Source organism: Pseudomonas sp. FP2300 (assembly GCF_030687595.1).
Taxonomy (GTDB): Bacteria; Pseudomonadota; Gammaproteobacteria; order Pseudomonadales; family Pseudomonadaceae; genus Aquipseudomonas; species Aquipseudomonas bijieensis.
In genome coordinates this window covers 5,622,602-5,635,276 of record NZ_CP117440.1, presented here as the reverse complement: position 1 = coordinate 5,635,276, position 12,675 = coordinate 5,622,602, and the positions used below count along the sequence as shown (strand labels likewise).

General features: G+C 61.8%; 12 protein-coding genes and 1 other RNA gene. 9 read left to right on the top strand and 4 right to left on the bottom strand.

Features of this window, described 5'->3' with window-relative positions:
- Positions 1-55: 55 nt before the first annotated feature.
- The 4 genes from PSH86_RS24965 to PSH86_RS24950 all read right to left on the bottom strand — a co-directional run bounded on the left by PSH86_RS24965 (position 56) and on the right by PSH86_RS24950 (position 3,500).
- Entirely contained in the window at positions 56-634 is a 579-nt protein-coding gene (locus PSH86_RS24965; protein ID WP_030139689.1) for a BON domain-containing protein, read from the bottom strand.
- Positions 631-1,224: a phosphoheptose isomerase gene (locus PSH86_RS24960; protein ID WP_007928463.1), complete on the bottom strand. Its 594-nt coding sequence runs from the start codon at positions 1,222-1,224 to the stop codon at positions 631-633. Before PSH86_RS24960 ends, PSH86_RS24965 begins: the two co-directional genes overlap by 4 nt.
- A gap of 102 nt (positions 1,225-1,326) precedes the next feature.
- Complete coding sequence (locus PSH86_RS24955; RefSeq protein WP_109754818.1) at positions 1,327-1,689, bottom strand: YraN family protein; 363 nt, start codon at positions 1,687-1,689, stop codon at positions 1,327-1,329.
- Entirely contained in the window at positions 1,689-3,500 is a 1,812-nt protein-coding gene (locus PSH86_RS24950; RefSeq protein ID WP_109754817.1) for a penicillin-binding protein activator, read from the bottom strand. The genes PSH86_RS24955 and PSH86_RS24950 overlap by 1 nt, the downstream gene beginning before the upstream one ends.
- 196 nt (positions 3,501-3,696) lie before the next feature.
- On the opposite strand from PSH86_RS24950, the gene rsmI reads away from it, so the two are divergent.
- The 9 genes from rsmI to mraY all read left to right on the top strand — a co-directional run bounded on the left by rsmI (position 3,697) and on the right by mraY (position 12,672).
- Positions 3,697-4,602 (top strand): 16S rRNA (cytidine(1402)-2'-O)-methyltransferase, encoded by a 906-nt coding sequence (rsmI, locus tag PSH86_RS24945; protein WP_109754816.1) that lies wholly within the window; start codon positions 3,697-3,699, stop codon positions 4,600-4,602.
- A 74-nt stretch (positions 4,603-4,676) separates the two neighbouring features.
- Positions 4,677-5,030, top strand: an RNA gene (gene rnpB, locus PSH86_RS24940) — RNase P RNA component class A.
- 308 nt (positions 5,031-5,338) lie between these two features.
- Complete coding sequence (gene mraZ, locus PSH86_RS24935; protein ID WP_003205355.1) at positions 5,339-5,794, top strand: division/cell wall cluster transcriptional repressor MraZ; 456 nt, start codon at positions 5,339-5,341, stop codon at positions 5,792-5,794.
- Complete coding sequence (rsmH, locus tag PSH86_RS24930) at positions 5,791-6,738, top strand: 16S rRNA (cytosine(1402)-N(4))-methyltransferase RsmH (protein WP_162893864.1); 948 nt, start codon at positions 5,791-5,793, stop codon at positions 6,736-6,738. Before mraZ ends, rsmH begins: the two co-directional genes overlap by 4 nt.
- Positions 6,735-7,028, top strand: a complete 294-nt coding sequence (ftsL, locus tag PSH86_RS24925) for a cell division protein FtsL (RefSeq protein ID WP_003178214.1) — start codon at positions 6,735-6,737, stop codon at positions 7,026-7,028. The genes rsmH and ftsL overlap by 4 nt, the downstream gene beginning before the upstream one ends.
- Entirely contained in the window at positions 7,028-8,767 is a 1,740-nt protein-coding gene (locus PSH86_RS24920; RefSeq protein ID WP_162893922.1) for a penicillin-binding protein 2, read from the top strand. The genes ftsL and PSH86_RS24920 overlap by 1 nt, the downstream gene beginning before the upstream one ends.
- Positions 8,767-10,230 carry a UDP-N-acetylmuramoyl-L-alanyl-D-glutamate--2,6-diaminopimelate ligase gene (locus PSH86_RS24915; RefSeq protein WP_109754815.1) on the top strand — a complete coding sequence of 488 codons (1,464 nt, stop codon included), beginning with the start codon at positions 8,767-8,769 and terminating at the stop codon, positions 10,228-10,230. Before PSH86_RS24920 ends, PSH86_RS24915 begins: the two co-directional genes overlap by 1 nt.
- Positions 10,223-11,590 carry a UDP-N-acetylmuramoyl-tripeptide--D-alanyl-D-alanine ligase gene (gene murF / locus PSH86_RS24910; RefSeq protein ID WP_163856821.1) on the top strand — a complete coding sequence of 456 codons (1,368 nt, stop codon included), beginning with the start codon at positions 10,223-10,225 and terminating at the stop codon, positions 11,588-11,590. Before PSH86_RS24915 ends, murF begins: the two co-directional genes overlap by 8 nt.
- The gene (gene mraY / locus PSH86_RS24905; RefSeq protein ID WP_109754813.1) at positions 11,590-12,672 is read left to right on the top strand and encodes a phospho-N-acetylmuramoyl-pentapeptide-transferase; all 1,083 of its coding nucleotides are present in this window, start codon (positions 11,590-11,592) and stop codon (positions 12,670-12,672) included. Before murF ends, mraY begins: the two co-directional genes overlap by 1 nt.
- The last annotated feature ends 3 nt before the right edge of the window (positions 12,673-12,675 follow it).

The following is a 12,675-nucleotide window of genomic DNA, read 5'->3' as shown; positions in this document are numbered from 1 at the left end:
AAAAAAAGGCGCTTTCCCCGCCTGGGAAAAGCGCCTTTTCTGAGCTCGCGCTGTATCAGTCAATGTACTCAAACAACTTGACGATTTTCTGCACCCCGGACACACCCTGCACCAGATTGGTCGCCTGCGCGGCCTCTTGCTTGGTCAGCAGCCCCAGCAGATAGACAATGCCATTCTCAGTCACGACCTTGATGCGCGAGCCGGGAATGCTGGCGTCGGTGAGCATCTGGGTCTTGATCTTGGTGGTCAGCCAAGCGTCATTCTGGCGTGCCAGCAGCGAGGACGGTTGCAACACCTGCAGTTCGTTATGCACGGTCTTGACCCGCTGCACGGCGCTGGCTTCCTGCTCGGCCTTGGCCTTAAGGTCGGCGCGCGGGGTCTGGCCGGCCAGCAATACGACGCCGTTGAAGCTGGTGACGACGATGTGCGAGTTGTTGTCCAGGTCCGGGTCGGCCTTGGCGATGTTCACTCCCACTTTGGTTTCGATCAGGGAGTCGTCGATCTTGCTGCCGAAGGTGCGGGTGCCGCGGTCGTCTTCAATCGGCTTTTCCCGGCTGGCGTTAACCACCGATGTGCAGCCGCTGATGCCGAGGCACAGGGTCAGGGCCAGAAGGCCTAGGCGATTAGGGGTCATTCTTCACTCCCGAACAGTTGGCTGTCGATCAAGTCGCAAAGGCAGTGGATCGCCAGCAGGTGGACTTCCTGGATACGTGCGGTGACATTGGCCGGTACGCGGATCTCGACGTCTTCAGGCAATAGCAGGGACGCCATGCCGCCGCCGTCACGACCGGTCAATGCTACGACAATCATTTCGCGATCATGTGCGGCCTGGATCGCTTGAATAATATTGGCCGAGTTGCCGCTGGTGGAAATGGCCAGCAGTACATCGCCGGGTTGACCCAGGGCGCGGATCTGTTTGGAGAATACTTCGTTGTAGCTGTAGTCGTTGGCGATCGAGGTGATCGTCGAGCTGTCGGTGGTCAGGGCGATCGCCGGCAGGCTCGGACGCTCGCGTTCGAAGCGGTTGAGCAATTCCGAAGAGAAATGCTGGGCATCGCCGGCCGAGCCGCCATTGCCGCACGAAAGCATCTTGCCCTCGTTGAGCAAGGCGTTGACCATCACTTGGCTGGCTTGCTCGATGTGTGGTGCAAGTACGTCCATCGCCTGTTGCTTGGTGTCGATACTGGCCTGAAAAAGCTGGCGAATTCGCGATTGCATGTCCATCAGTGTGACCTTAAGTAGCGCGGCTTATCGGCACAAACGTGTGCGGCGCGCAAAGCAAAGAGCAAAAAAGTTAGGTGAAGGTGTCCGGCTCGGCATGGGCGCTCAACTGTCGAAGGCGTTCTGCAGCCAATTCAACTGGGCGGCGTTGCTGTCGATGGCAACCACGTCGAAGCGGCAGGGATGATCGGCCCAGCGAGACTCGCTTTGCAGAAAGTACTGCGCGGCGAAAACCAGCTTCTGGCGCTTGCGCTCGTCAATGCTGTCGAGCGCGCCACCCCATTGAGTATTTTTTCTGTAGCGGACTTCGACGAATACTACTGTATCGCCGTCAAGCATGACCAGATCAAGCTCGCCGCGTTTACACAACCAGTTCTGCGCCACCAGCCGCAGGCCTTGCTGCTGGAGATGCGCGAGAGCCTGGCCCTCGGCATCCCGTCCGCGTTGCTGGCGTGATCGGTCAGGCATCAGCGCTGGGTATCCGGCAGGCGCTGTACCTGGCCGTTGACGAACTCGGCCCATGGCAGTTGACGCTGTACGCGCTGGGTTGCGGATACTGCCAGGCTGCCCGACAGGCCTTCGATGCGGCTGTCCGGCAGCGTCTTGAGCTGGCCCAGGCGCGGTGCCAGGCGATAGGCATCTACACCCATCGCGTACAACCGACCCAGGCTGCCACCGGCCTGGGGCCACTGGGCGGTGACCTGCTTGCGCAGTGGGTCATTGGCGTCGAGCAACCACGGGGTTTCGCAGAAGCGGATGCCGCTCATGTCGTTGTACTGGTTCTGGTCGCCGCTGGCGCTGAACACCGAAGACGTCGCGTAGACCGGCACGTCACCGGCGTACTGGAAGTTCAGGGTTGGCTTGATCTGCTGAGCCTGTTGCGGCGTCGAGGCCAGGAAGATGAACTCGATGTCCTGGCGACGGGATGGCTGGGCCGCGACCGTGGTGCCAACGGTGTTTTGCAGGCTTTTGGCGCGGCCCTCGCTCTGGCGCAATTGGAACATGTCGGCGATCTGCTGGGCCAGTTGCACTGGCTGGTCGACCCGTTCGATCGCGATGATGGTGCCGCCATTGGCCTGCCAGTCCTGGCTGAAGGCCTTCAGTACACGATCGCCCCATTCACCCTTCGGTATCATGGCGGCGGCACGATGCAGGCCGTCGGCACGGGCGCGACGGGACACTTCGCGCGCTTCATCCTCGGGCGCCAGGCCAAACTGGAACAGTTGCGGTGGCCCTTGTTCGCCTTCGCTGTAGTTCAGCGCCAGGGTGGTGATTGGCAGTTGCGGGCGAGTGCTGATCTGCTTGACCAGTGGTTTTTCCAGCGGTCCGACCACCAGTTGCACGCCGTCGGCCTGGGCCTTGCGGTAGAACTCGTCCATGGAGGTCAGGCTGGAGCTGTCGTAGAACTGGATGCTTGGTGGCTTCTGCCCGGCCTGCTGGGCCTGGTAGTGCGCGGCCATGAAGCCCTCGCGCAAGGCCTTGGCAACCGCGGCCAACGGGCCATTCTGCGGCAGCAGCAGGGCGATCTTGCTCAGCGGCTGGCTCGCCAGTTCCTTGAGCTTGACCAGGGGTGTCGGTAGTTGCAGGGCGGCGGGGTGCTTCGGGTTCTGTTCGCGCCAGTGGTCGATGGCCGCCTGCTGTTGTTCCAGGGTGCCGGCGGTCTTGACGGCTTGGGCGAGGCTCAGCCAGCCGCCCAGATCGTCGTTGCTGGTCGGTTGCAACTGGTCGGTGGGCAGCGAGGCGATCAGTACCCAGATGGCTTCGTGGTTTTTCGCCGCGGCGTCGTTTTCCAGCAGGGGCGCGATGAAGATGCGCTCCTTGGCGGCGGCCAGGGTCTGGCCATCGGCCTCGAGGGCGCGGGCGCGGACGGTGCCGGTGCGGACCTGCTGCTCTACTGGCATTTCGCTCAGGTGTTGCAGGCTTGGGTGGCTCAGGGCAGTCAGTGCCGCCTTGGGCTGGTTGCGGGTCATCGCCAGTTCGGCCGACAGCGTGCTGGCAAAAATCTGCTGGCCGGGCTTGAGTTGCTCCATCGGCACTTGTTGCAGGATCTGTGCGGACTGGCCGGCGTTGCCCTGGCGGTAGGCCAGGTCGGCAGCGCTCAGGCGCAGTAGGGCGGCTTTTTCCGGGTTTTTGCTTTGGTTGGCCTGTTCGAGCAACTGCTCGATACTGGCATCCGGGGTCCGTGGAAGTTCGCCAAGGCTGGACGAGGGCGAGCTGGCGCAGGCCGCCAGGAGGGCAGCGAGGCAGAGGGCGGAGAGCAGCCGCAGGCAAGCGATCATGTAAGTGTTCCTGATACGAGATCAAATTAGCGTCGAATTGTACCCAAGCACTGGCCGGGGCGCGATGTTAGTGGTGTGAATCGATCAATTTAGGTATTTCAAAGGGTGCGGTGCAGCACAAAAGACGCTGCTCGCTCAGGCGGCGGCACTAACCTGTGGCTGATGTGAACCGCTGAGATGATCTACACACGCTACAATGGCGGTTTTTACCGATCATGAGGTGTGCGCTTTGACTGCTCCAGGTGCTTTGAATTCCGCTGCCGGCTCGCTTTATGTGGTGGCGACGCCCATCGGCAACCTGGACGATATCAGTGCTCGGGCGCTGAAAATCCTGCAGGAGGTTGCGCTGATCGCGGCGGAAGACACGCGCCACTCCCAACGCCTGCTGCAGCATTTCGGTATTTCCACGCCATTGGCGGCCTGCCATGAGCACAATGAGCGCGACGAGGGCAGCCGTTTCATTACCCGGCTATTGGCGGGCGATAACGTCGCGCTGATTTCCGATGCAGGGACGCCGCTGATTTCCGATCCTGGCTATCACCTGGTGCGCCAGGCTCGGGCCGCTGGCATCAATGTGGTTCCGGTGCCGGGCGCCTGCGCATTGATCGCTGCACTGTCGGCGGCGGGCCTGCCGTCGGACCGGTTCATCTTCGAAGGTTTCCTGCCGGCCAAGGCGGTGGGGCGGCGCGCCCGTCTGGATGCTATAAAGGAGGAGCCGCGCACGCTGATCTTCTATGAAGCGCCGCACCGCATTCTGGAATGCCTGCAAGACATGGAGTTGGTGTTTGGTCCCGAGCGTCCGGCACTGTTGGCTCGTGAGCTGACCAAGACGTTTGAAACCCTGAAGGGCCTGCCGCTGGCCGAGTTGCGAGCTTTTGTCGAAAGCGACAGCAACCAGCAGCGCGGCGAGTGCGTCGTGCTAGTGGCCGGGTGGACAGCGCCGGAAAGTGAAGACGCTGTCAGCAGCGAGGCGATGCGCGTCCTGAACCTGTTGCTTGAGGAGATGCCCCTCAAGCGCGCCGCTGCCCTTGCTGCGCAGATCACTGGCGAGCGCAAGAACGTGCTGTATCAGGTCGCGCTGGAAAAACAGAAAGGCCAGTGAAACCGGGATATGGGGCTGGCCCAAGGCTTTTAGCGCTTGTTCTTCGGGCGCTCTACCGTTAACCTTCGCGGCGGAGAGTCGATTGGACAGTCGCTGCCCTCTATGAGAATTAGGGGGGGGAGGAAAGTCCGGGCTCCATAGGGCGAAGTGCCAGGTAATGCCTGGGAGGCGTGAGCCTACGGAAAGTGCCACAGAAAATAACCGCCTAAGCGCTTCGGCGCCGGTAAGGGTGAAAAGGTGCGGTAAGAGCGCACCGCACGTCTGGCAACAGTTCGTGGCTAGGTAAACCCCACTTGGAGCAAGACCAAATAGGGTCCCAAGGCGTGGCCCGCGCTGGGACCGGGTAGGTTGCTAAAGATGTCCAGTGATGGCCATCGTAGACGAATGACTGTTCAAGACAGAACCCGGCTTACAGATCGACTCTCCACCTTTTCCCTCCCTGCCGGAATCACTGGCAGACGCAGTTCCTAATACCAAAAAAATCTTACTCTTAACAAATCACTTTAACTTGTGCGCGCAGCCTCCTGTGCTTCCTCGGGTTGAGGCGAAATTTCCTACGTCAGATTCTTGTTACCCCTCCTGAAACGCTCCTAAATCTCCGATCTATAAGGCTTTTCCTTCAATCCGCGCCTTGACGGTGCGGTGGGCGCATTCCTATAGTGTGCGCAAGTGGCGGAAAGTGGCATGAAGTGGGTTTTTTTGAAGGTAAAACGCCAAAAAGTGGAGAAACGCTGACGTGTTTCGCGGAGCTAACGCTATCAGTCTCGATGCAAAAGGCCGTCTCGCCATGCCGAGCCGGTATCGTGACGAGCTCGTTTCGCGAAGTTCGGGGCAGTTAATCGTCACGATCGACGCTGTTGATCCATGTTTGTGTGTTTACCCTCTGGATGAGTGGGAAATCATCGAAACCAAACTGCGCGCACTGCCTTCGCTGCGTGAAGAAAACCGTCGCCTGCAACGCTTGCTGATTGGTAATGCCGTCGACCTCGAGCTCGATGGCAGCGGTCGTTTCCTGGTGCCGCCGCGCCTGCGCGAATACGCCAAGTTGGACAAGCGCGCGATGCTGGTGGGCCAACTGAACAAGTTCCAGCTGTGGGACGAAGATGCCTGGAATGCGGTTTCTGCCGCCGACCTCGCTGCTATTCAACAACCGGGCGCCATGCCTGATGAACTGCGTGATTTGATCCTGTGACTATTGATAGCGGCTTTAACCACATCACCGTACTGCTTGACGAAGCCGTCGAGGCTCTCGCCGTACGTCCTGATGGCTGCTATCTGGACGGCACGTTCGGACGTGGCGGGCACAGCCGGTTGATTCTCAGCAAGCTGGGGCCGGGCGGCCGGTTGCTTGGATTCGACAAGGATCCTCAAGCGATTGCCACCGGGCAAGCGCTGGCGGCCGAAGACGGCCGCTTTGTCGTTGTGCAGCGCAGCTTTGCCGAGTTGGGTTCGGAAGTCGCCGAGCGTGGCCTGGCCGGCAAGGTCAGTGGCGTGCTGCTCGACCTGGGCGTGTCTTCGCCACAACTGGATGACCCGGAGCGCGGCTTCAGTTTCCTCAATGATGGCCCGCTGGATATGCGCATGGACCCGTCCCGTGGCATCAGCGCTGCCGAATTTGTCAACACTGCCCCGGTGGAAGAAATCGCCCGTGTCTTCAAGGAATACGGTGAGGAGCGTTTCTCCGGCCGTATGGCCCGTGCCGTGGTCGAGCGTCGCGACATCAAGCCTTTCGAGCGCACCGGCGATCTGGCCGAAGTACTGAAAGTTGCCAACCCGGCCTGGGAGAAGGGCAAGAACCCGGCGACCCGTGCTTTCCAGGGCTTGCGTATCCACGTCAATAACGAGCTGGGCGATCTGGAAGTCGGTCTCGAAGCGGCGCTTGAGGCACTGGAGATCGGCGGTCGGCTGGTAGTGATCAGCTTCCATTCCCTGGAAGACCGCATCGTCAAGCTGTTCATGCGCAAACTCACCAAGGGCGAAGCCGATAACCTGCCGCGCAACCTGCCGGTGCGTTTCGAAGCCTTCGTGCCGAAAATCAAGATCCATGGCAAAGCGCAGTTCGCTTCCGAAGCCGAGCTCAAGGCCAACCCACGCGCCCGTAGCGCCGTCATGCGTGTCGCGGAGAAGTTGCGGTGAGCAAGCTCTTCGCCAAGCCCCTGCCCGGCGGCAGCTTTTTCATGCTGCTGCTGTTTATCGGCGTGCTCGTGTCGGCCATCGCCGTGTCCTATAGCGCGCACTGGAACCGGCAGTTGCTCAATACCCTCTACAACGAACTGAGCGTGCGCGATAAAGCGCAGGCCGAGTGGGGCCGGTTGATCCTGGAGCAGAGCACCTGGACCGCCCATAGCCGCATCGAAGTATTGGCCACCGAACAACTGAAAATGCGCATTCCCGGCGCCGCCGAAGTGCAGATGGTGGCGCCATGATGAAACTCGAAGGGGCGCTGTTCCCGTGGCGGTTTCGTCTGGTTTTGGGCCTGCTCGGGATCATGGTGGCGGCGATTTCGTGGCGCATCATCGACCTGCAGGTCGTCGACCGTGATTTCCTCAAGGGGCAGGGCGATGCCCGCAGCGTGCGGCACATTCCGATCCCGGCTCACCGTGGCCTGATCACCGACCGCAATGGCGAACCCCTGGCCGTGAGTACCCCGGTGACCACCCTGTGGGCCAACGCCAAGGAAATGCAACTGGCCAAGGAAAAATGGCCGGCACTGGCCGCCGCTCTCGGGCAGGATCCCAAGGCCCTGGCCGAGCGCCTCGAAGCCCAGGCCAACAAGGAATTCATCTATCTGGTGCGCGGGTTGACCCCCGAGCAGGGCCAGAGCGTGCTCGACCTTAAAGTGCCGGGCGTCTACGGCATCGAAGAGTTCCGGCGTTTCTACCCAGCCGGTGAAGTCACGGCCCACATGGTCGGGTTCACCGACATCGATGATCGAGGTCGGGAAGGTGTCGAACTGGCCTATGACGAATGGCTCGCCGGGGTCGCCGGCAAGCGCCAGGTCATCAAGGACCGGCGCGGACGGCTGATCAAGGATGTCCAGGTTACAAAAAACGCCAAGGCCGGAAAGCCCTTGGCGTTGTCCATTGACCTGCGCCTGCAATACCTGGCCAACCGTGAACTGCGCAATGCCATCGTAGAGAACGGTGCCAAGGCCGGCAGCCTGGTGATCATGGATGTGAAGACCGGCGAGATCCTGGCCATGGTCAACCAGCCGACCTACAACCCGAACAACCGCCGCAACCTGCAACCTGCGATGATGCGCAACCGCGCGATGATCGACGTGTTCGAGCCGGGCTCGACCATGAAAGCCGTGTCCATGGCTGCAGCCCTGGAAACCGGGCGCTGGAAACCGAGCGACACCGTCGAGGTGTATCCGGGCACCTTGCAGATCGGCAAGTACACTATTCGTGACGTGTCCAAGACCGAAGGCCCGGTGCTCGACCTGACCGGCATCCTGATCAATTCCAGTAACGTCGGCATGAGCAAGATCGCCTTCGATATCGGCGGCGAGACGATTTATCGCCTGGCCCAGAAGATCGGCCTCGGCCAGGACACCGGCCTGGGCTTCCCGGGCGAGCGTGTCGGCAACCTGCCGAACTACCGCGACTGGCGCAAGGCTGAAACGGCCACCCTGTCCTACGGCTACGGTGTTTCCGTGACGGCGATCCAACTGGTCCACGCATTTTCCGCGCTGGCCAACAATGGCCGTATCGCTCCGCTGACGCTGATCAAAACCGACAAGGCACCGCAGACCACCCAGGTGATCCCGGAGAACGTCGCCAAGACCATGCAGGGCATGCTGCAACAGGTGATCGAGGCGCCACGCGGCGTCTACCGCGCCCAAGTGCCGGCTTATCATGTGGCAGGTAAATCGGGTACCGCGCGCAAGACCTCCGTGGGCACCAAAGGCTACGCCGAGAACTCCTACCGTTCGCTGTTTGCCGGTTTCGGCCCGATGAGCGACCCGCGCTACGCCATCGTCGTGGTCATTGATGAACCGAGCAAGGCGGGCTACTTCGGTGGCCTGGTTTCGGCACCGGTGTTCAGCAAAGTGATGTCCGGCACCCTGCGCCTGATGAACATTACCCCGGATAACCTGCCGCCGACCCAGCAGGCCAATACCGCACCGGTCGTTCCCTTGAAAGCCGAAGGAGGGCGTGGCTGATGTCCCTGAGCCTGAACAAGATTTTTGCCCATGCCGGTCACGATCTGTTGATTCGCGAGTTGGCCCTGGATAGCCGCAATGTACGTGCCGGAGACCTGTTCCTGGCGGTGCCGGGCGCGCGTTTCGATGGTCGCGCCCACATCGCCGATGCCCTCAAGCGCGGTGCGGCGGCCGTGGCTTATGAAGTGCAAGGCGCGACCGTGCTGCCGATCACTGACGTTCCGCTGATTCCAGTCAAGGGCCTGGCGGCACAGCTGTCGGACATCGCCGGGCGTTTCTATGGCGACCCGAGCCGTCACCTGAACCTGATTGGCGTGACCGGTACCAACGGCAAGACCAGCGTCACCCAACTGGTGGCCCAGGCCCTGGATCTGCTCGGCCAGCATTGCGGCATTGTCGGGACCCTGGGCAATGGTTTCCATGGCGCACTGGAAAGTGGCCTGCACACCACGCCGAACCCGATTGCCGTACAAGCGACCCTGGCGGACTTGAAGAAGGCCGGTGCCAAGGCCATTGCGATGGAAGTCTCTTCCCATGGCCTGGACCAGGGTCGTGTGACCGCGCTGGCATTCGATGTCGCGGTGTTGACCAACCTGTCCCGGGATCACCTGGATTACCACGGCACCATGCAGGCCTACGGCGAAGCCAAGGCCAAGCTGTTCGCCTGGAATGATTTGAAATGCCGGGTCATCAACCTCGATGACGAGTTCGGTCGGCAATTGGCTGCCGAAAAGCGCGAGTCCCGGTTGATTACCTACAGCCTGGAAGATGCCAGCGCCTACCTTTATGTACGCCAGGCGCAGTTCACTGACGAAGGTGTTCGCGCCACGCTGGTCACGCCCCAAGGCGAGCATCATCTGCGCAGCACCTTGCTGGGTCGCTTCAACCTGAGCAACGTATTGGCCGCCATCGGCGCCTTGCTCGGCCTGGACTACGCGTTGGACGAAATCCTCAAGGTCTTGCCGAAGCTCGAAGGCCCGGCCGGTCGCATGCAGCGCTTGGGTGGCGGAACGCAACCGCTGGTGGTGGTCGACTACGCCCATACCCCCGATGCCCTGGAAAAAGTCTTGATGGCCCTGCGGCCTCACGCCAAAGGCAAGTTGCTGTGCCTGTTTGGCTGCGGCGGCGATCGTGATCGCGGCAAGCGCCCGTTGATGGCCGAGGTGGTCGAGCGGCTGGCCGACGGTGTGTTGGTCACCGATGACAATCCACGTACCGAAGACCCACTGCGGATTTTCGACGACATCCGTGCCGGCTTCTCGGCGGTGGATAACGTCACCTTCGTGGCCGGTCGCGGCCAGGCCATCGCCCAGTTGATTGCCAGCGCTTCGGCGGACGACGTCATCGTCCTGGCCGGCAAGGGCCACGAGGACTATCAGGAAATCAACGGCGAACGCCATGCTTTCTCCGATCTGGTGGAAGCCGATCACGCCCTGACCGCATGGGAGGTGGCCCATGCTTAAGGCCCTGAAACTCAGCGAACTGACCAACGCCCTGAATGGGCGCCTGCTTGCTGCGGACGCTTCCTTCGATGGCGTCAGCATCGACAGTCGCGCCATCGCCCCGGGACAACTGTTTGTCGCCCTGGCCGGGCCGCGCTTCGATGGTCACGATTACTTGAACGAGGTCGCGGGCAAAGGTGCGGTCGCGGCGTTGGTCGAGCGGGAAGTGACCAACAGCACGTTGCCGCAGTTGTTGGTCAACGACACCCGCCAGGCCCTGGGCCAGCTCGGTGCGCTGAACCGCGCGGCGTTTGGCAATCCGGTCGCGGCCATCACCGGCTCCAGCGGCAAGACCACGGTCAAGGAAATGCTTGCCAGCATTCTGCGCACCCGCGGTCCGGTGCTGGCGACCCGTGGCAACCTGAACAACGACCTCGGCGTGCCGCTGACCCTGCTGGAACTGGCGCCGGAGCATAGCGCAGCGGTCATTGAACTGGGGGCTTCGCGGCTGGGTGAGATTGCCTACACCGTGGCCATGACCAAGCCCCATGTGGCGGTACTCAACAACGCCGGGACCGCCCATGTCGGCGAGTTCGGCGGCCCGGAAAAAATCGTCGAGGCCAAGGGCGAGATCATCGAAGGGCTGGATGCCGATGGCGTCGCCGTGCTGAATCTCGACGACAAGGCCTTTGAAATCTGGAAGACCCGGGCGGGTGAGCGCAAGGTGTTGACCTTCGCCCTGAGCAACCTCGCCGCGAATTTCTACGCCAGCGACCTGGACCGCGATGCCCGTGGCTGCCCGGCCTTCAACCTGCACAGCCCCGATGGCGCCGAGCGGGTCCAGTTGAATCTGCTCGGCACCCATAACGTGGCCAATGCCCTGGCCGCCGCCGCCGCCGCTCATGCCCTGGGCGTGTCGCTGCCAGGCATCGTCGCCGGGCTGAACGCCGTACAGCCGGTCAAGGGACGCTCCGTCGCGCAACTGGCCAGCAACGGCATGCGCGTGATCGACGACACCTACAACGCCAACCCGACGTCCATGTGCGCGGCGGTGGATATCCTCGCCGGTTTCTCCGGCCGTACCGTGCTGGTGCTGGGGGATATCGGCGAACTGGGCGAGTGGGCGCAACAGGGCCATCACGATGTCGGTGCCTATGCGCGCGGCAAAGTCGATGCGCTGTATGCCGTCGGCCCGATGATGGTCCACGCGGTCGCGGCGTTTGGCGAACACGCACAGCATTTCACCACTCAGGCCGAGCTGATCCAGGCCCTGGGCGCCGAGCAAGACCCGAACACCACCTTATTGATCAAGGGCTCACGCAGTGCAGCGATGGAAAACGTCGTCGCGGCGCTGTGCGGCACCCGTATGGAGAAACATTAATGCTGCTGCTGCTAGCGGAGTACCTGCAACAGTTCCACAAAGGCTTCGCGGTCTTCCAGTACCTGACCCTGCGCGGGATCCTGGGTGTGCTGACCGCGCTGTCGTTGTCGCTGTTCCTGGGCCCGTGGATGATCCGCACCCTGCAGAACCTGCAAATTGGCCAGTCGGTGCGTAACGACGGCCCGCAGTCGCACCTGTCCAAATCCGGCACCCCGACCATGGGCGGCGCGCTGATCCTGTCGTCCATTGGCATCAGTACCGTGCTCTGGGCCGACCTGGCGAACCGTTACGTCTGGGTCGTGCTGTTGGTGACCCTGCTGTTCGGCGCCATCGGTTGGGTCGACGACTATCGCAAGGTCATCGAGAAGAACTCCCGTGGCCTGCCAAGCCGCTGGAAATACTTCTGGCAGTCGGTGTTCGGCCTCGGCGCGGCGATCTTCCTTTATATGACCGCCGCCTCGCCGGTGGAAACCACCCTGATCCTGCCGATGCTCAAGGATTACAGCATCCCGCTGGGCGCCGGTTTCGTCGTGTTGACCTACCTGGTGATCGTCGGTTCGAGCAACGCGGTCAACCTCACCGACGGCCTCGATGGCCTGGCGATCATGCCGACGGTGATGGTCGGCGGTGCGCTGGGGATCTTCTGCTACCTGTCGGGTAACGTGAAGTTCGCCGAATACCTGCTGATCCCTTATGTACCGGGGGCGGGCGAGCTGATCGTGTTCTGCGGTGCGCTGATCGGTGCCGGCCTGGGCTTCCTGTGGTTCAACACCTATCCGGCGCAAGTCTTCATGGGCGACGTCGGCGCGTTGGCGCTGGGCGCGGCCCTGGGCACCATCGCGGTCATCGTTCGCCAGGAAATCGTCCTGTTCATCATGGGCGGTGTGTTCGTGATGGAGACCCTGTCAGTCGTCATTCAGGTTGCTTCCTTTAAATTGACCGGCCGCCGCGTATTCCGCATGGCGCCGATCCACCACCACTTTGAACTCAAGGGCTGGCCCGAGCCGCGTGTGATCGTCCGTTTCTGGATCATCACCGTGATCCTGGTGCTGATCGGCCTTGCCACCCTGAAGCTGAGGTAGAAC

Coding starts and splice junctions, on each gene's coding strand:
- PSH86_RS24965 (WP_030139689.1), bottom strand. CDS start 634: ATGACCCCTAATCGCCTAGGCCTTCTGGCCCTGACCCTGTGCCTCGGC.
- PSH86_RS24960 (WP_007928463.1), bottom strand. CDS start 1,224: ATGGACATGCAATCGCGAATTCGCCAGCTTTTTCAGGCCAGTATCGAC.
- PSH86_RS24955 (WP_109754818.1), bottom strand. CDS start 1,689: ATGCCTGACCGATCACGCCAGCAACGCGGACGGGATGCCGAGGGCCAG.
- PSH86_RS24950 (WP_109754817.1), bottom strand. CDS start 3,500: ATGATCGCTTGCCTGCGGCTGCTCTCCGCCCTCTGCCTCGCTGCCCTC.
- rsmI (WP_109754816.1), top strand. CDS start 3,697: ATGGCGGTTTTTACCGATCATGAGGTGTGCGCTTTGACTGCTCCAGGT.
- PSH86_RS24920 (WP_162893922.1), top strand. CDS start 7,028: ATGAAACTCGAAGGGGCGCTGTTCCCGTGGCGGTTTCGTCTGGTTTTG.
- PSH86_RS24915 (WP_109754815.1), top strand. CDS start 8,767: ATGTCCCTGAGCCTGAACAAGATTTTTGCCCATGCCGGTCACGATCTG.
- murF (WP_163856821.1), top strand. CDS start 10,223: ATGCTTAAGGCCCTGAAACTCAGCGAACTGACCAACGCCCTGAATGGG.
- mraY (WP_109754813.1), top strand. CDS start 11,590: ATGCTGCTGCTGCTAGCGGAGTACCTGCAACAGTTCCACAAAGGCTTC.